Source organism: Pseudomonas sp. GW822-FHT01E03 (genome assembly GCF_058802985.1).
In genome coordinates, this window is sequence record NZ_JBXAOQ010000002.1 from 295,852 (window position 1) to 313,059 (window position 17,208).

Annotated in this window: 20 protein-coding genes and 1 pseudogene; 10 read left to right on the plus strand and 11 right to left on the minus strand. The window is 60.5% G+C overall.

Annotation, left to right across the window (positions count from 1 at the left end; translation table 11 throughout):
* Nucleotides 1–96: 96 nt before the first annotated feature.
* Entirely contained in the window at nt 97–357 is a 261-nt protein-coding gene (locus tag AC1RP7_RS04550; RefSeq protein WP_046038993.1) for an accessory factor UbiK family protein, read from the minus strand.
* 421 nt (nt 358–778) lie between these two features.
* Between AC1RP7_RS04550 and glnK the strand changes: the two genes are divergently transcribed.
* The 4 genes from glnK (at nt 779) to sutA (ending at nt 3,554) form a co-directional block, all read left to right on the plus strand.
* Nucleotides 779–1,117, plus strand: coding sequence for a P-II family nitrogen regulator (glnK, locus tag AC1RP7_RS04555; protein WP_002555808.1), 339 nt, complete (start codon nt 779–781; stop codon nt 1,115–1,117).
* Nucleotides 1,118–1,152: 35 nt separating this feature from the next.
* Entirely contained in the window at nt 1,153–2,490 is a 1,338-nt protein-coding gene (locus AC1RP7_RS04560; protein ID WP_057712776.1) for an ammonium transporter, read from the plus strand.
* 213 nt (nt 2,491–2,703) lie between these two features.
* Entirely contained in the window at nt 2,704–3,129 is a 426-nt protein-coding gene (locus tag AC1RP7_RS04565; protein ID WP_057712777.1) for a secondary thiamine-phosphate synthase enzyme YjbQ, read from the plus strand.
* 101 nt (nt 3,130–3,230) lie between these two features.
* Nucleotides 3,231–3,554 (plus strand): dormancy-specific transcriptional regulator SutA, encoded by a 324-nt coding sequence (gene sutA, locus AC1RP7_RS04570; RefSeq protein ID WP_008050867.1) that lies wholly within the window; start codon nt 3,231–3,233, stop codon nt 3,552–3,554.
* 185 nt (nt 3,555–3,739) lie between these two features.
* Here the strand turns inward: sutA and AC1RP7_RS04575 are convergent, their stop codons facing one another.
* Genes AC1RP7_RS04575 through lptM form a run of 6 tightly spaced genes read right to left on the minus strand, consistent with a single transcriptional unit; the run spans nt 3,740 to nt 8,356 of the window.
* Nucleotides 3,740–4,447, minus strand: a complete 708-nt coding sequence (locus tag AC1RP7_RS04575) for an HAD family hydrolase (protein WP_218494637.1) — start codon at nt 4,445–4,447, stop codon at nt 3,740–3,742.
* On the minus strand, nt 4,444–5,343 hold the full coding sequence (gene xerC / locus AC1RP7_RS04580; RefSeq protein WP_090452116.1) for a tyrosine recombinase XerC: 900 nt from the start codon (nt 5,341–5,343) through the stop codon (nt 4,444–4,446). Before xerC ends, AC1RP7_RS04575 begins: the two co-directional genes overlap by 4 nt.
* A 2-nt stretch (nt 5,344–5,345) precedes the next feature.
* Complete coding sequence (locus AC1RP7_RS04585; RefSeq protein WP_218494639.1) at nt 5,346–6,071, minus strand: DUF484 family protein; 726 nt, start codon at nt 6,069–6,071, stop codon at nt 5,346–5,348.
* A gap of 13 nt (nt 6,072–6,084) precedes the next feature.
* Nucleotides 6,085–6,915: a diaminopimelate epimerase gene (gene dapF / locus AC1RP7_RS04590; protein ID WP_347909722.1), complete on the minus strand. Its 831-nt coding sequence runs from the start codon at nt 6,913–6,915 to the stop codon at nt 6,085–6,087.
* Nucleotides 6,916–6,919: 4 nt separating this feature from the next.
* A complete protein-coding gene (gene lysA, locus AC1RP7_RS04595) occupies nt 6,920–8,167 on the minus strand; it encodes a diaminopimelate decarboxylase (protein WP_493181406.1) in 1,248 nt (415 codons plus the stop codon).
* A 12-nt stretch (nt 8,168–8,179) separates the two neighbouring features.
* Complete coding sequence (gene lptM / locus AC1RP7_RS04600; RefSeq protein ID WP_007980804.1) at nt 8,180–8,356, minus strand: LPS translocon maturation chaperone LptM; 177 nt, start codon at nt 8,354–8,356, stop codon at nt 8,180–8,182.
* Nucleotides 8,357–8,565: 209 nt separating this feature from the next.
* Here lptM and cyaY point away from each other — a divergent pair, with 209 nt between their 5' ends.
* From cyaY to rnk, 3 genes are all read left to right on the plus strand, one after another.
* A complete protein-coding gene (gene cyaY / locus AC1RP7_RS04605; RefSeq protein ID WP_057712782.1) occupies nt 8,566–8,898 on the plus strand; it encodes an iron donor protein CyaY in 333 nt (110 codons plus the stop codon).
* A 4-nt stretch (nt 8,899–8,902) separates the two neighbouring features.
* Entirely contained in the window at nt 8,903–9,121 is a 219-nt protein-coding gene (locus AC1RP7_RS04610; protein WP_079246817.1) for a DUF1289 domain-containing protein, read from the plus strand.
* A 267-nt stretch (nt 9,122–9,388) separates the two neighbouring features.
* The gene (gene rnk, locus AC1RP7_RS04615) at nt 9,389–9,799 is read left to right on the plus strand and encodes a nucleoside diphosphate kinase regulator (protein WP_057712783.1); all 411 of its coding nucleotides are present in this window, start codon (nt 9,389–9,391) and stop codon (nt 9,797–9,799) included.
* A 7-nt stretch (nt 9,800–9,806) separates the two neighbouring features.
* Here the strand turns inward: rnk and AC1RP7_RS04620 are convergent, their stop codons facing one another.
* From AC1RP7_RS04620 to AC1RP7_RS04630, 3 genes are all read right to left on the minus strand, one after another.
* Nucleotides 9,807–12,650, minus strand: coding sequence for a class I adenylate cyclase (locus tag AC1RP7_RS04620; RefSeq protein ID WP_493181405.1), 2,844 nt, complete (start codon nt 12,648–12,650; stop codon nt 9,807–9,809).
* A gap of 192 nt (nt 12,651–12,842) precedes the next feature.
* Nucleotides 12,843–13,088 carry a TIGR02647 family protein gene (locus tag AC1RP7_RS04625; protein WP_057712785.1) on the minus strand — a complete coding sequence of 82 codons (246 nt, stop codon included), beginning with the start codon at nt 13,086–13,088 and terminating at the stop codon, nt 12,843–12,845.
* Between the two features lie 209 nt (nt 13,089–13,297).
* Nucleotides 13,298–13,582, minus strand: a complete 285-nt coding sequence (locus tag AC1RP7_RS04630; RefSeq protein ID WP_057712786.1) for a hypothetical protein — start codon at nt 13,580–13,582, stop codon at nt 13,298–13,300.
* Nucleotides 13,583–13,706: 124 nt separating this feature from the next.
* Here AC1RP7_RS04630 and AC1RP7_RS04635 point away from each other — a divergent pair, with 124 nt between their 5' ends.
* Nucleotides 13,707–14,366 carry a glutathione S-transferase family protein gene (locus AC1RP7_RS04635; RefSeq protein ID WP_340312820.1) on the plus strand — a complete coding sequence of 220 codons (660 nt, stop codon included), beginning with the start codon at nt 13,707–13,709 and terminating at the stop codon, nt 14,364–14,366.
* Nucleotides 14,367–14,486: 120 nt separating this feature from the next.
* Here AC1RP7_RS04635 and argH read toward each other — a convergent pair whose 3' ends face one another.
* Nucleotides 14,487–15,881, minus strand: a complete 1,395-nt coding sequence (argH, locus tag AC1RP7_RS04640) for an argininosuccinate lyase (RefSeq protein WP_008001478.1) — start codon at nt 15,879–15,881, stop codon at nt 14,487–14,489.
* A 349-nt stretch (nt 15,882–16,230) separates the two neighbouring features.
* On the opposite strand from argH, the pseudogene AC1RP7_RS04645 reads away from it, so the two are divergent.
* A pseudogene (locus AC1RP7_RS04645) lies at nt 16,231–16,347 on the plus strand (sensor histidine kinase); the annotation flags it as partial.
* Complete coding sequence (locus AC1RP7_RS04650; protein WP_057712788.1) at nt 16,344–17,090, plus strand: LytR/AlgR family response regulator transcription factor; 747 nt, start codon at nt 16,344–16,346, stop codon at nt 17,088–17,090. The pseudogene AC1RP7_RS04645 and the gene AC1RP7_RS04650, both read left to right, overlap by 4 nt.
* Nucleotides 17,091–17,208: the final 118 nt, after the last annotated feature.

The following is a 17,208-nucleotide window of genomic DNA, read 5'->3' on the forward strand; positions in this document are numbered from 1 at the left end:
GCAATTCCTACAGGTGAGTCTGAAGGTCGTGGCGACCATTTCGCGAGCAGGCTCGCTCCCACAGTGGATTGGGTTCCACAGTGAGCATTTGCGGTGTTATTCGGTTGGTGGGTTCAGTTTCGCTTCCAGCTCGGCGACTTTCGCTTCGAGGCTTTCGAGGCGGGCGCGGGTGCGTGCCAGTACGACCATCTGGCTATCGAACTCTTCCCGACTCACCAGATCCAGTTTACTGAAGCCGCTCTGCAGCAACATTTTGAACTGGCTTTCGATTTCGGCTTTCGGCAGAGGCGTGTCGCCGCTGAAAAGGCGAGAGGCGGTGCCGGTGAGGGCGTCGAGGAAGTCTTTTGGCGCGAGCATGGGCAATGTCCTGGAAACAATGACGGGCAGTGTATCACGCAGTGTCTATAGTCATTTGCGCGGGCAAGGGATGCACGATTTTCGCGCATTGGGACAGGCGGCGTTGCACCGTTGTTGTGCGTAACGTGCGGGGTCTTGTCGCGAAGTATCCACCATCCACCTGTAATGGCTTGAAAACAGTCGGTTTTGTGGAGATGGCAAGCTTTCTGCTTAGATGCTGGTGACCCATGCACTGATGCAGTCGCTGTGACGAATGCAGTGCGCCAAACGGAACGCGGGGGAGTGTTTCGTGAGGAGCGGTTAGCTGGCGTCGAACGGGCAGGTAAGGCCGACGATGCGTTACAAAGCCAGGCACTGCGCTTAGACTTGAGACGGGTTTGTTTTCCTGGGGCAAGTCCACCAAATTCGGGAGAGAGTTTTCATGAAGCTAGTCACTGCCATCATCAAGCCGTTCAAGCTGGACGACGTACGCGAGTCGCTGTCCGAGATCGGCGTGCAGGGCATTACCGTCACTGAAGTCAAAGGCTTTGGTCGGCAGAAGGGTCACACCGAGCTGTATCGCGGCGCGGAATACGTGGTCGATTTCCTGCCCAAGGTGAAGATCGACGTCGCCATCGACGACAAGGATCTGGACCGGGTAATCGAGGCCATCACCAAGGCTGCCAACACCGGCAAGATCGGTGACGGCAAGATCTTCGTGGTCAATCTGGAACAGGCGATTCGCATCCGTACCGGCGAAACCGATACCGACGCGATCTAAGCCGCCACAAACCCAACGCCCCAGGAGAAAACAATATGACTCTGCGTAAATTCGCAGGGCTAGGAGCCCTGTTGTCCATCGTAATGCCCAGCCTTGCTCTGGCGGCAGACGAAGTGGCGGCCCCAGTCCTCAACTCCGGCGACACCGCCTGGATGTTGACCTCGACAGCTCTCGTGCTGTTCATGACCATTCCCGGCCTCGCGCTGTTCTACGGCGGCATGGTTCGGTCGAAAAACATTCTTTCCGTGATGATGCAGTGCTTCGCCATTACCGGTCTGATCAGCGTCCTGTGGGTCATTTATGGCTACAGCATCGCGTTCGACACCACGGGCATGGAGCAGGGCGTCGTCAACTTCAACTCGTTCTTCGGCGGCATGGGCAAGGCGTTCCTTGCGGGTGTCACGCCAGCGAGCCTGACCGGCCCGGCAGCGCTGTTCCCCGAGGCGGTGTTCATCACCTTCCAGATGACCTTCGCGATCATCACCCCGGCGCTGATCGTCGGTGCGTTCGCCGAGCGGATGAAGTTCTCCGCGATGCTGATTTTCATGGGCATCTGGTTCACCCTGGTGTATGCGCCGATTGCGCACATGGTCTGGTCCGGCAACGGTGGCCTGATGTGGGACTGGGGCGTGCTCGATTTCGCTGGCGGCACCGTGGTGCACATCAACGCCGGTGTAGCAGGCCTGGTTGCTTGCCTGGTGCTGGGCAAGCGCAAGGGTTTCCCGACCACGCCGATGGCGCCGCACAACCTCGGTTACACCCTGATGGGCGCGGCCATGCTGTGGGTTGGCTGGTTCGGTTTCAACGCCGGTTCCGCCGCTGCGGCCAACGGCACCGCCGGCATGGCGATGCTGGTGACGCAAATCGCTACCGCTGCTGCTGCACTGGGCTGGATGTTTGCCGAGTGGCTCACCCACGGCAAGCCTAGCGCACTGGGCATCGCTTCGGGCGTGGTTGCCGGTCTGGTGGCAATCACCCCGGCTGCCGGCACCGTTGGCCCGATGGGCGCGTTGGTAATTGGTCTGGCGGCTGGCGTGGTGTGCTTCTTCTGCGCTACCACCCTCAAGCGCAAGCTCGGCTATGACGATTCCCTGGATGCCTTCGGCGTGCACGGTATCGGCGGTATCCTCGGCGCAATCCTGACCGGTGTGTTCGCTGCTCCGTCCCTGGGTGGCTTCGGCACCGTGACCGACATCGCCGCACAAGTGTGGATTCAGTGCAAAGGCGTGGGCTTCACGGTGATCTACACCGCGATCGCTACATACATCATCCTCAAGGTGCTGGATGCGGTCATGGGCCTGCGTATCAACGAAGAAGAAGAAGCGGTCGGCATCGATCTGGCGCTTCACAACGAACGCGGCTACAACTTGTAAGCAAGCGCGTAAAAAACTGCCCGGCTTGCCGGGCATTTTTTTGTCTGGAATTTGTCGTTGAAGGCTGAGCTGAAAGGTTTTTTCCTACAGCTTTTATGATGTTTACGTCGGGTGTTTTTGTGCAGCCAAAGGCTTACAGGATTGAAGGAATATTAGGGCCTTTGTTTTTTCACAGAGCGCGCTAGAATGCGCCCCGAACGTGCGGAGAACTGTATGTGGCAACAGACTCTGATTACCTTGCGGGCGAGGCCCCGGGGCTTTCATCTGGTAACGGACGAGTTACTCGCCGGCCTGCCTGAACTCAAGGCGTGTCGGGTCGGTCTGTTGCACTTGTGGCTGCAGCATACCTCGGCGTCGTTGACCATCAACGAGAACGCCGATCCGGCGGTACGTCGCGACTTCGAACGATTTTTCAATCGTCTGATCCCACAAGGAACAGACGGCTATGAGCATAACGACGAAGGCCTGGACGACCTCCCGGCGCACTTCAAGGCCAGCGTGCTTGGCTGTCAGCTCAGTTTGCCGATTGCGGCAGGCCGGTTGGCGTTGGGGACCTGGCAAGGCGTTTATCTGGGCGAGCACCGTGATCATGGCGGTGCCCGTAAAGTCCTCGCCACCGTGCACGGTGAAGGGGCATAACCGCTGGTCAGCAGCGGCTGTTGATTTTTTTCCGGCAGCCTTCGACAGAGGGCAAAGCTGGGCTATAACTAATCTGCTTTTCGCAAGTCATGAGGTAGAACATGAGCGACGATGATCTGGAAAACGACGACCTCGAAGTAGGCGACGACGACGAAACCGAAGAAGGTCTGGAAGCAGCGGCGGAAGACGTCGCTGAAGACGACGGTGGTGATGCGCCGGTTCCGACCGCCAAAGGCAAGGCCAAGGCAGCGGTATCGGTCGATGAGCTGCCGAGTGTCGAAGCCAAGAACAAGGAACGCGATGCTCTCGCGCGGGCCATGGAGGAGTTTTTGGCCAAGGGTGGCAAGGTGCAGGAAGTGGAGGCCAATGTGGTCGCCGATCCGCCCAAGAAGCCGGACAACAAGTACGGCAGCCGGCCTATTTGAGCCTGCTACCCGCTTACTGAAAAAGCCCGCCGTCGCTGCGGGCTTTTTCATGCCTGAAACAAAAACATGAAACCTGTGGTGATCCCTGTGGGAGCGAGCTTGCTCGCGATGGCGGAGTGTCAGGCAACATTTATTTTGAATGTTAAGCCCTCATCGCGAGCAAGCTCGCTCCCACGGTTTTTTTGTCAGTTCGATACCGAATTCCACCGCGCCAGCAATGCCGGCAAATCGCTCAGGCTGCGAATCTCCGCATCCGGCAACCGTTCGGCTTCCCAGGCCTTGCCCGCCGGGTTGAACCAGATCGCCCGCATTCCCGCCTGCTGCGCACCGGCAATGTCATCACCTGGATGATCGCCAATGTGCACCGCCGATTCAGCGGTCGCGCCACCGCGTTGCAAGGCCTCCTGGAACAATCGCGCATCGGGTTTGGCAATGCCGATGTCTTCGGCGCAAAGCGCAAACTTGAAGTAATCCGCCAGGCCCAGCCGACGCACATCGGCATTGCCATTGGTGACCACGCCGAGGGCGTAATGATTGGCGAGGATTTCCAGGGTCGGTTCGACCTCCGGAAACACTTCGATCTGATGCCGGGCATGCAGGAATACTTCAAAACTCTTGTCCGCCAGGTCCGAGGCTTCGTCATGCCCATAACCGGACTCTTCCAGTGCGTGGAACAGCACTCGCCGACGCAGGGCGCTGATGCGGTGCTTGAGGCTGGGCTCGTTGCTCAATACGCGCTCACGAATGGCCCACAAATGTTCCACCGGCACTGCCCCCAGGTTGGGCGCGTGCTCGGTCAGCCATTCACGCAAAACGGCTTCGGCGCTGACGATCACCGGGGCGGTGTCCCACAGGGTGTCGTCGAGGTCGAAGGTGATCAACTGAATACTCATGAATCGTCGCCTTTCATGCGTTTGGCCCGTGGGTGGGCGCTGTCGTAGACGGCTGCCAGATGCTGGAAGTCCAGGTGGGTGTAGATCTGTGTGGTCTTGATGTCCGAGTGCCCGAGCAGTTCCTGCACCGCGCGCAGGTCCTGGGACGATTCCAGCAAATGGCTGGCGAAGGAGTGTCGCAACATGTGCGGATGCAGGTTCTGCCCCAGTTCGCGCTCGCCGGCAGCCTTGACCCGCACCTGGATCGCCCGGGGGCCGAGGCGGCGGCCTTGCTGGCTGACGAACACCGCATCGTCCGTCGGGTTGGCCATGGCTCGCAATGGCAGCCACTGCTCCAGCGCTTCGCGGGCCTTTTTTCCTACAGGCAGCAGGCGGGTCTTGCTGCCTTTGCCGAGCACCTGGACCATGCCGTCAGCCAGATCGAGCTGATCGAGATTGAGCCCCGTCAGCTCCGAAAGCCGCAAGCCGGAGGAATAGAACAGCTCGAGAATCGCTTGGTCCCGACGTGCCAGAAAGTCATCCTCGACCCCGCCTTCCAGCAGTTGCAGGGCGCGGTCGGTGTCGAGGGTTTTCGGCAGGCGGCGTTCGCCTTTGGGCGGTGCGAGGCCATTGGCCGGATCGTGGTCGCACAGGCCTTCGCGGTTCAGGTAGTGATAGAGCCCGCGAACGGCTGACAGTAATCGCGCCAGGCTGCGGGACGATTGGCCTTGGGCGTGCAGACGGGCAACCAGGCTACGCAGGCGCTGGATGTCCAGCGCCGTCCAGCTGCCGATATTCTGTTTGACGCACCAGCCCAGCACTTTATCGAGGTCGCGGCGGTAAGCCGACAGTGTGTGCGGCGACACCTGCCGCTCACTGCGCAGGTGTTCGCAGTAAGCGTCCAGTTGTCGTTCCATGTTCAGCGTACCGAGCGCAGGGAATTGTTGACCCGTGGCAGCACGCGACCCATGACTTCAGCGATGTAACTCAGGAACAAGGTGCCCACCGAGCTTTTGTAGTGCTGCGGATCACGGCTGGCGATGGCCAGGATGCCGTGGATGCCCTGGTGGCTGATGGCGACAACCGCGGTGGAGCCGATCTGCTTGCGCTGTTCTTCGCCGAACAGGAAGTCCAGTTCATGCTCGCGCAGGCTGCCGCTGACGCTTTTGTCTTCCGAGAGCAAACCGCCGATGGCCACTTGAGCTTCGGCGTGGGTGACCCAGCGGCCCACCGGCATGGCGTTGTCGCCGAGCAGGATGAGGCTGACGAAGGGCACCTGGAATTCCTGGCGCAGGCTGTCATCGACGCACATCACCACGTCTTCCAGGCTGGCAGCATCCATCAATGCCAGGATCAGGCGACGGGTCTTTTCGAACAGGCGGTCGTTGTCCCGGGCCACGTCCATCAAATGCGACAGGCGATGACGCAGTTCAATGTTGCGGTCGCGCAGGATGGTCATCTGACGCTCGACCAGCGACACGGTATCGCCGCGCCGATGGGGGATACGCAGGGACGGGAGCAGTTCTTCGTGCTCGACGAAGAAGTCCGGATGAGCCTCCAGGTACGCGGCTACAGCCGCCGCCTCGAGGCTTTCGGACGGTGATTCGTCAGCTTGTCGTGCGGGTACCTGAGGCTTGTCGGTCATGGATTTCGCTCACTCAAAGACGCACTTGTCCTTCATATACGCGCACTGCCGGGCCGGTCATCATCACCGGTTGGCCAGGGCCTGCCCATTCGATGGACAAGCGCCCGCCAGGCAGGTCGATCAATAGCGGCGAATCCATCCACCCCTGGCTGATCGCGGCCACTGCGGCGGCACAGGCGCCGGTTCCGCAAGCCTGGGTTTCCCCGGCTCCACGTTCCCAGACGCGCAATTGCGCGCGGCTCCGGTCGATGACCTGGAGAAAACCGACATTGACCCGTGCCGGGAAGCGCGGGTGATGTTCGATTTTCGGGCCCAGCTCATGCACCGGCGCGTTGTTGATATCGCTGACCCGCAGCACGGCATGGGGGTTGCCCATGGACACGGCGGCCAGATCGACCGGGGTGCCGTCGACGTCGACCTGATAACTCTTGGCCTGCTCCGGCGCCTGGAACGGAATATCCGCTGGCACCAGGCGCGGGGCGCCCATGTTGACGCTGATCTGCCCGTCGTTACGCACGTCCAGCTCAATGATGCCGCTTTTGGTCTCGACGCGAATCACACGTTTTGCAGTCAGGCGCTTGTCGAGCACGAAACGGGCGAAGCAGCGCGCACCGTTGCCGCACTGTTCCACTTCGGAACCGTCGGAGTTGAAGATCCGATAGCGGAAATCCACGTCCGGGTTGCTCGGCGCTTCAACGATCAGCAACTGGTCGAAACCGATGCCGGTGTGCCGGTCGCCCCATTGCTTGGCATGCTTGGGCAGAATGTGCGCGTGCTGGCTGACCAGGTCGAGGACCATGAAATCATTGCCCAGGCCGTGCATCTTGGTAAAACGCAGCAGCATGGTTTTACTCCGGCAGCAGGCTTTCGCCAGCATACAACTCGGCTACCGTTTCACGGCGACGCACTTCAAATGCCTGATCACCGTCCACCAACACTTCTGCGGCACGGCCGCGGGTGTTGTAGTTGGAACTCATGACAAACCCGTAGGCACCGGCCGAATGCACGGCCAGCAGGTCGCCTTCCTCCAGCGCCAGCTGACGATCCTTGGCCAGGAAGTCGCCGGTCTCGCAGATCGGGCCGACGATGTCGTAGGCGCGGGCAGCGGAGGTGCGCGGGTTCACGGCAGTGACGTCCATCCAGGCCTGATACAGCGCCGGGCGGATCAGGTCGTTCATGGCGGCGTCGACGATGGCGAAGTCTTTGTGTTCGGTGTGCTTGAGGTACTCGACCTGAGTCAGCAGCACGCCGGCGTTGGCGACGATGAAGCGGCCCGGCTCGAACACCAGCGCCAAGTCACGACCGTCGAGACGTTCGCGCACGGCCTTGATGTAGTCGGCAGCCAGTGGCGGCTCCTCGTCCTTGTATCGTACGCCCAGGCCACCACCGAGATCGATGTGGCGCAGGTAGATGCCGCAATCGCCAAGGCGATCGACCAGGCCCAGCAGGCGGTCGAGAGCGTCGATGAACGGCGGCAGGGTGGTCAGTTGCGAGCCGATGTGGCAATCGACGCCGACCACTTCCAGGTTCGGCAGCTGCGCGGCACGCACGTACACGTCTTCGGCGTCGGCGATGGCGATGCCGAACTTGTTCTCTTTGAGACCGGTGGAAATGTACGGGTGGGTGCCGGCATCGACGTCCGGGTTCACGCGCAGCGAAATCGGCGCGCGAACGCCCAGTTCGGCGGCGACCACCTGCAGGCGTTCCAGCTCGTCGGTGGATTCGACGTTGAAGCAGTGCACGCCGACTTCCAGGGCGCGACGCATGTCGTCACGGGTCTTGCCTACGCCGGAGAACACAATCTTGTCGGCGCTGCCGCCAGCGGCCAGTACGCGTTCCAGCTCGCCACGGGAGACGATGTCGAAACCGGCGCCAAGACGCGCCAGGACATTCAGGACGCCCAGGTTGGAGTTGGCCTTGACCGCGTAGCACACCAGGTGCGGTGTGCCGACCAGCGCATCGGCGTAAGCCAGGTATTGGGCTTCGATGTGTGCGCGCGAGTAAACGTAGGTGGGTGTACCAAAGCGCTCGGCGATGGCAGACAGGGCAACACCTTCCGCGAACAGTTCACCGTCACGGTAGTTAAAAGCGTCCATGAGGTTCCCTTATTATTGGTAGACGTCGTGCTTGTGTGCTTTGGAGGCAGGCTGCTGCTGCGACGACTTGGCTTGCTCCACAGGGTCCTGGTCTTCATCGGGCAGGTACAGCGGGCCTTTTTGACCGCAGGCCGACACAAGGCAGGCAACCGCGAGGAGCGCAGCAAGGGAAGAGATCAGGCGCTTCATGGCGAAATCCTTGAAAATGCATTAATTGCGCCGGAGTATACCGGCCACCCGGCAGCTTGCCTATGCAACGGACCGCCCGTCCGGCGGGGCTCGGCCCGATGCCGGTCGGTATCATGCAATCCCACAGGTCGTTATCCTTTGCAATCGACGGAGCTCGGTCGTATCTTGCGGCGCTTGAGCCTGATCAGACACTTTTTGAGGTTGCCGTAATGAGTTTGTCCGAAGCGCGTTTCCATGACCTGGTCGATGCCACCCAGCAATCCCTGGAGGACATCTTTGACGAGAGCGACCTGGATATCGACCTCGAAAGCTCGGCCGGTGTGCTGACGGTCAAGTTCGAGAACGGCAGCCAGTTGATCTTCAGTCGCCAGGAGCCGCTGCGCCAGCTGTGGCTGGCAGCGGTATCCGGTGGTTTCCACTTCGACTACGACGAAGAAAGCGAGCGCTGGATGTGCGACAAGAGCGAAGAGCAGTTGGGTGAAATGCTTGAGCGTATCGTCCAGCAGCAGGCCGGTGTCGAACTCGATTTCGAAGGCCTGTGAGATCGTGACCCAGCCTGCGCCTGTCCGTGCGCCCAAACCGCTCTACAGCAATGTCAGCCCGGCGGTACCGTCGCCCTGCAGCGGTGTGTGCCGGCTGGACGAGCAGAAAGTGTGTCTGGGCTGCTTCCGCCATGTCGAAGATATTCGTGAGTGGCGCTCGGCTGATGACGAGCGTAGGCGGGTGATTTGTGCGCAGGCTGCCCACCGCAAAGCTTCAGTCTAGTGAGTCATTGTGGCGAGGGGGCTTGCCCCCGTTGGGTCGCGTAGCGGCCCCAAGTTTTTACGGCTGCTGCGCAGCCGAACGGGGGCAAGCCCCCTCGCCACAGGAGTTCTCTACAAGTCCATAGCGTCGGTTTGGCCATGACTTGTATATTTTTTGAGCTGTGATAGTGTCCAGAAACGCCTCAACCCATCGAGGCTTGTGAAAACCCCGCCTTTTTCTGGCGGGGTTTTGCTTTTTTCGTGCAGAAGAAAGGAGTCTGCCCAGATCATGACCTCACCTTCCATCACCCTTACCCGTCTGGACGTCCAGCGTCTGGAGCGTCTGATCGACAGCCTGGACGACACGCTGCCGGGCGTTATTGCGCTGCAAACCGAACTGGATCGCGCCGATACCGTGGTCGGCCACGATGAAGTGCCGGCGGATGTCGTGACCATGAATTCCCGAGTGCATTGCCGCGAAGAAGGCAGTGGCAAGGACTACCACCTGACCCTGGTGTACCCCAAGGATGCGAATGCCGACGAAGGCAAGGTCTCGATCCTGGCGCCGGTGGGCAGTGCGCTGCTCGGCCTGAAGGTTGGCCAGCACATCGATTGGCCGGCTCCGGGCGGCAAGACCCTGAAGCTGACCTTGCTGGAAGTCGAATCGCAGCCGGCCAATGGCGGCGCGTTCCCGGAGTGACTTCCCCTCAGACTTGATCGAGCGCCTCGTTCAATGCGTGCTCCAGGTCGGCTTTGTAGCGCAGGTACAGATGGGTGGAACTCTGACCTTCACCGAGCAGACCTGACAGGTCGAGGTCGGTGATGTAGCAGCGGTAGCGTTCGGTTTCCCGGCGCTGCCCGACGATTTCCCGGGCGACCACGCGGAACAACTGGTCGCCATGTTCCAGCTCGGAAAATTCCCGTTGATTGCAATACAGCGTCACCTGCACCTGACCCGGTGCGGCTTTGCCGACGATCGCCTGCACGTCGTAGAACTGCTTGTTCACTGGCGTCTGCGGCACCGGCCGGGCTTCGATGCGGCGTGCGCGGCCAGGGCCTGACGGCAGCAACTGGCAGTACAGGGTGTCGAGGTTCAGCGGGTGGGCTGCGTCCATCGGCAACAAGGCATCGCGACGGTACTGGATCGATTGCAGGAAACGCTGCAGCGGCACCAGCAGGCTTTGCTCATCGTGCCAGGGCAGGCGTTGCTGCCACAGGGCGTTGAACTCATCGAGCACGTACAGATCAGCCTGATCTTCGTTGACCCTATAGAACACTTGAATGCAGTCCGGTTGGCCCGTTGGCAGGAACAGCGCAAGGTCGTGGTCTTCCAGTGCCTTCGGATCGAGGTGCAACGGGCTGTAGCTCGCCATTTCTTCGCCCAGGTAATCGATCAGCGCCGGCAGAGTGGCCAGCGCGATGTGCTGGACCTGGCCCGGCACCAACTCCAGCACGTGGTAGTGCTGCTGGACCTGGATCAGGTAACGATGATTGAGCCGGCTCAGCAGCAGGTTCTGCGCGGTATCGAGGATTTCTTCCACCCGCTGGGCGATGAACTGCGCGCGGTTATGGCAGAAGCAACGCACTCGCAGCTTCGGCTGTTGTGGTCCGGCCGGCAGGTTGTTGAGGTAGTCGCGGATGCAGTCGAGCAGGGCGTGGGGGCCGTCGTAGCGGCCGACCAACACTTCGTTCCAGCTATTGAGCGTGACCTGGTCCAGAGTCAGCACCAGATTTTCCCGGACACCGGCGTAGCTCAGGGAGTCGGTGCGCTCGGTGGTCATGAGGATGTTCAGGTCGCGATGGTGCTTGAGCGGATCGATGCCGACATTCACCAGGATCAGCACTTCACTCGGCACGCTGGCGCGCAACAGAGGTTCCTCGGCGACGGTGGGCAAGGGCAGGGCGATGGTCTGTTGCAGGCTGCCGAGCAGGTTGAATAGTTCGAATTCGCTCAAGTCGCTGGTACCGGGGTGCAAGGCCAGGCGGGTACTGCTGTCGATCACGCCATTGCGGTGGCACCAGGTCAGCAGTTCGAGCAAGTGACGGCTGCGTTTGATCGGCGCGAAATGCTCCCACTCCAGTGCCGTCAGGCTGCCGTTGTACAAGCCCCACTGGCTTTGCCCCGGCTCTTTCCTGTTCGGTGCGTGCACCAGCGTCAGGGTGTCTTCAGCCAGGTCCGGGGCGATGCCGGGATTGATGAATTCGACTTTACCAGCCTTGCGCTCGAAAGCGGCGTACAGGCGGCGGCCGAGGACACTCAGGTCGCGCTTGTTGATGCGGCTGACCGTTTGTTCGTGACGGGCAAACTGCTTGAGGAAGCGGTAGCTGTAGTTCAGCTCGTTGACCAGTGCCCGCCGCTCGGAGCTGACCTGGCGGACTTTCCACTGGCTGCGGCTGTCGAGCAGGGTCAGTTGACGCTGGTCCCAGTGCCATTCATGGGCCAGGCGTTCGAGCAAGGAGCGCTGCCAGCTCTGGGTGCGGCTGTTGCCGGTGAGTTTGCGATTGACCTTCAGGTACAGCGCGCGCCGCACCAGTTCCAGCCGTTCCGGTTCGTTGCGGGCGATCAGGTATTCCTCGATGCGCCGATACACCACGACATACGGATCCAGTTCGTCGAGGTCGAGGCGGTTGGCGAACACTGCTTGCTTGAAGCGCAGGCTCAGGCAATGGACCCTGGGGTGTTCACTGGCGTAAACCTCCGTCAGCAGCAGCTTGAGCACCGACTTGTAGGGCGACTCGATGCCCTTGAACAACTGCCAGAGCCCGGCACCGATGAATTCGCCGGGCGGGATGTAGGCCAGGTTGCCGAGGTCAAGGGTTTCATCGGCACGGATGAAGCGTTTGGAGATCAAGGCATGGGTGTAGCGGTCGTAGCTCGACTCTTCGTAGACCGGCACCAGCCACCAGATCGGTGTGCGCCCGGCGAGCCAGATCGCGGTGCGGTAAAACTCGTCCAGCAACAGGTAGTGCTGGGTGGTGCCGCAATCTTCCGAACTCAGCTGGGTATCGCGCTCACCGCAGACGAAACGGCTCGGGTCGATCAGGAAAAAATGCGCTTCGGCGCCCTGGCTGGTGGCCCAGGCTTCCAGCAACTGGCATTTCTTGCGCAGCTCGGCGAGTTCGTTTTCGGTCAGGTCCGGTCCATGGCAGACCCACACATCCATGTCGCTCTGGTCGGCTTGGGCCAGGGTGCCGAGGCTGCCCATCAGGAACAGTCCGTGAATCGGCCTCGGCGGGTTGCTGCCGTGGCGCGGCTTGTAGGAAAACGAGCGGGTCAGGCGCTGGGCTTCAGCGAGGACATTGGCATCCGGCTCGAAATTCGACAGCCCGGCCGGCGCACTGCCGGAAACGTAACCGGGCAAAAGCGGATGGTTAACGTGGAAAAACAGCGGCAGCAAGGTCAGGACCCCTTGCTGGCGGGTCGACAACCCTTCCATGGCGCGAGCCATGCGTCCTTCGTTGAGTTTCAGAAAACGTGCGCGCAGCTGGCTGAGAACCTTGCGGTCGATTCCCTCGTCCAGGTCGGGGCGGATTTCGTGGGTGCGCGTCATGTCAGCTCAAACCGGCTCGCAGGGCTCGGACGTGGGGCTTCGGATGAGGGGCAGTTTAGCGCCTTGAGGCGAGGACTTTTAAGCTGATTTTGTTTTTCTGGCGTCAGATTTCTATCGGCTGCAGACAGAAATCAGGGGGATGTGCCCGCGGAAATCCCTGGGTCGGGGTCTCCGTGGGCGATGCGGCAGAATTCAGGCTGTTACTTCGGCGTTAAGAATGGTCAGCACGGTTTGCACATTTTGCGCGGCGTCACGACCCAGGCTGGTCAGGTAACCGCCATCAGGCTGGTCGGTCAGTTCTTTTTCAAAGAGGCGTTTGGCGGCGGCAATGTGTTTCGGGGCAGCGGTCTGATGAATTTTCAGACCTTCCTGGGAACTGTCCAGGTTGAAGAGTGCGAGGACTTCCAGTTCGGCAACCAACTCAGGGGTAAGCGACATAAGGACTCCAGACTTTCTAGGAATTGGACGACAGCGCCCCTAAGGTGAACCCGCTTGTCCGGCATGTCCAGTGCTCGCGACAGGGTTTTTTTACTCTGTAGGAGCGAGCTTGCTCGCGAAGGTCGTCAACGATGACGCGTAAAACCAGATGCCCCGTGGCGCTCTCGGGTTTTTCGCGAGCAAGCTCGCTCCTACAGGGGGGGGGGGGCTTACTGCTTTTCCGGCGGCAACTCGGGCAAGGCGCGCAGGGCAGCTTCGTACCATTCGGTGTTGAACGCGCGGTCTTCTTCGAGGATCGCGTCGATTTCTACCGCCAAAACGTGGGCCATCAGGTTGAGGATTTCTTCCCGCTCGTAACCCACCAGCGTCAGCTTGTTGAACGTCGCCTTGGCAGCCGGCGGGTTGTCGCTTTCGATCTGGTTTTCGATGGCCTGGATCAGGGTGGTTTCGGCGAACTCTTCTTCGTCGTTGTCGATATCGGTTGGCTCGCTCATGGCAGGCTCCTCAGGGAAAGGCGGCCAGTTTACCCGCATTCAGCGGCGTGATGCTGCTGGCAAGAATCCCGGCAGCGTTCTATAAACAGGCACTGCCCACCCCGCATGGCCTGGAGGCTTTGTGATGATCAAGCTTTATGGATTCTCCGTCAGTAACTACTACAACATGGTCAAACTGGCGCTGCTGGAAAAAGGCCTGCCCTTCGAAGAAGTACCGTTTTACGCTGGCACCAGCCCCGAGGCACTGGCCATCAGCCCTCGCGGAAAGGTCCCGGTGCTGCAGGTAGAGCAGGGCTTCATCAATGAAACCAGCGTGATCCTCGAATACATCGAGCAAAGCCAGAAAGGCACGCCGCTGCTGCCGAGCGATCCGTTCGAGCGCGCGCAGGTGCTGGCACTGGCGAAGGAAATCGAGCTGTACATCGAATTGCCAGGCCGGGCCTGCTATCCCGAAGCCTTTTTCGGCATGACCCTGCCGGATGCGATCAAGGAAAAAACCAAAGCCGAATTGTTGCAGGGGATGGCGGCGCTGGGCCGGCACGGCAAATTCAGCCCGTATGTGGCCGGCGACAGCTTGAGCGTGGCGGATCTGTACTTCCTGTACAGCGTGCCGTTGGCGTGTGGTGTGGCGAAGAAGCTGTTTGATATCGATCTGTTGGCGCAATTGCCGGCGGCCAAGGCGCTACTGGAGCGTCTGGGGGACAATCCGAACGTGCAGCGGATTGCGGCGGACAAGGACGCGGCGATGCCTGCGTTTATGGCGATGATCGCGTCCAAGAGATAAGTTTCGTAGCGTTTTGAGGTCAGTCATCACGGGCAAGCCCGCTCCCACAGGTTTCTTTGTTTGCCATGGATTTTTGGCAAGTACTGGATCCTTGTGGGAGCGGGCTTGCCCGCGAAGCTTTTAGCGGCTGGCGAGGAGCGCCTGACCGCGAGCCACTGCAGCCTTCACCTGCGCCGGCGCGGTGCCGCCGATGTGGTTACGGGCATTGACCGAGCCTTCCAGGGTCAGCACGGCGAACACGTCCTGGTCGATCTGGTCGCTGAACTTGCGCAGTTCTTCCAGGCTCATTTCCGCCAGGTCCTTGCCGCTGTCCACGCCGTACTTCACGGCATGGCCGACGATTTCGTGGCAATCACGGAATGGCAGGCCGCGACGCACCAGGTAGTCGGCCAGGTCAGTGGCGGTGGAGAAACCGCGCAGGGCCGCTTCGCGCATCATCGCGTGCTTGGGCTTGATCGCCGGGACCATGTCGGCAAAGGCCCGCAGTGAGTCGCGCAGGGTGTCGGCGGCGTCGAACAACGGTTCCTTGTCTTCCTGGTTGTCCTTGTTGTAGGCCAAAGGCTGGCCTTTCATCAGGGTCAGCAGGCCCATCAGGGCGCCGAACACGCGACCGGTCTTGCCACGCACGAGCTCCGGCACGTCCGGGTTTTTCTTTTGCGGCATGATCGAGCTGCCGGTGCAGAAACGGTCGGGCAGATCGATGAACTGGAACTGCGCGCTGGTCCACAGCACCAGCTCTTCGGAGAAACGCGACAGGTGCATCATCGCGATACTGGCCGCCGAGCAGAATTCGATGGCGAAATCACGATCGGAGACGTTGTCCAGCGAATTGCCGCCAACCGCGTCGAAACCCAGGAGTTGGGCGGTGTATTCGCGATCGATCGGGTAGGTGGTGCCGGCCAGCGCCGCGCTGCCCAGTGGCATGCGGTTGGTGCGCTTGCGGCAGTCGACCAGGCGTTCGTAGTCGCGGCTGAGCATTTCGAACCAGGCCAGCATGTGGTGCCCGAACGTCACCGGTTGTGCGGTCTGCAGGTGGGTGAACCCCGGCATGATGCTGGCGGCTTCGCGCTCGGCCTGCTCCAGCAGGCCTTTTTGCAGGCGGGTGATTTCGGCCAGGATCAGGTCGATCTCGTCACGCAGCCACAGACGGATGTCGGTGGCGACCTGATCGTTACGGCTGCGGCCGGTGTGCAGTTTTTTACCGGTCACGCCGATGCGGTCGGTCAGGCGCGCCTCGATGTTCATGTGGACGTCTTCGAGGTCGATGCGCCAGTCGAACTGACCAGCCTCGATTTCACCCTGGATGGTGTTCAGGCCATCGATGATGCTGTCGCGCTCGGCATCGGTCAGCACGCCGACCTTGGCCAGCATGGTGGCGTGGGCGATTGAGCCCATGATGTCGTGGCGATACAGGCGCTGGTCGAAGGTGACGGAGGCGGTGAAGCGGGCGACGAAGGCGTCGACGGGTTCACTGAAGCGGCCGCCCCAGGACTGATTGGTCTTGTCAGTGCTCATGAATTCGCTCGTATCGGCTTGAAGTAAGAAGGCGTGGAACGCTGGCGCGGATAATAACAGGGTTGCCAATCCTGTCGCTGACACTGGTCGATACGTTTTTTTGGGGGAGGGAAAGTCCGGGCCGGGGCAAGAGCCGCGCATTTTTGCCGAACGATATTTTCCAATTGAGCAATATCGTCCCGGCAACCGTCTACAGTTGGACAGTAGGATCAGCGCATTTCTCGGTGCAGCCGCTGACTATAAGAAGAGTGGGGTGTTCATATTGCGTATCAGCAAACCCTGTGGCGATGCATCGCCAACGCGGGCCTGGGCCGCCAATCGCCCGGCAGATGAAAATTTAGCCGTCGGACCAGCGGCACTTTTTGACGCTCGCGCTAGTCTTAGCGTGGATCGCGGTGACGGACGTCACTTCACCTGTCTACGCTATCCTTGTGCGAGACTCACGCAGGAATCCAGCGCAATATGAATGTCCTGATCGTTGATGACGAACCCTTGGCCCGCGAGCGCCTGAGCCGAATGGTTGGCGAACTCGAGGGGTACAGTGTCCTGGAGCCTAGTGCCACGAATGGCGAAGAGGCGTTGGCACTGATCGACAGCCACAAGCCGGATATCGTGCTGCTCGATATCCGCATGCCCGGCCTGGATGGCCTGCAAGTGGCTGCTCGGTTGTGTGAACGCGAAACTCCCCCCGCCGTGGTGTTCTGCGCCGGGCCCGATGAATTTGCCGTGGAAGCCTTACAGGCCAGCGCCGTAGGCTATCTGGTGAAACCTGTGAGAACTGAACAATTACATGACGCATTAAAGAGAGCCGAGCGCCCCAATCGTGCCCAGCTCTCCGCCCTGACCCGCCCTGCTGCCGAAAGCGGCAACGGCCCGCGCAGCCATATCAGCGCCCGAACCCGTAAAGGGATCGAGCTGATTCCGCTGGATCAGGTGGTGTATTTCATTGCCGACCACAAATACGTGACCTTGCGCCACGAAAGCGGCGAAGTGTTGCTCGATGAGCCGCTCAAGGCCCTCGAAGATGAATTCGGTGACCGTTTCGTGCGTATCCATCGCAATGCACTTGTCGCCCGTGAGCGTATCGAGCGATTGCAACGCACACCCCTGGGGCATTTTCAGCTGTTCCTCAAAGGCCTCAACGGTGATGCGCTGATCGTCAGCCGTCGTCATGTGGCTGGGGTGCGCAAAATGATGCAACAGCTTTAAAAAGCTGTTCGCAGGCCAATTTCACACCCGATTGCCGGACATCCGGGGCCAGGGAGGCCGAGTAGTATCTGATACAAGTCAAAGTGGATTTGGCTGAGCTGTTATTATCCGTCATATC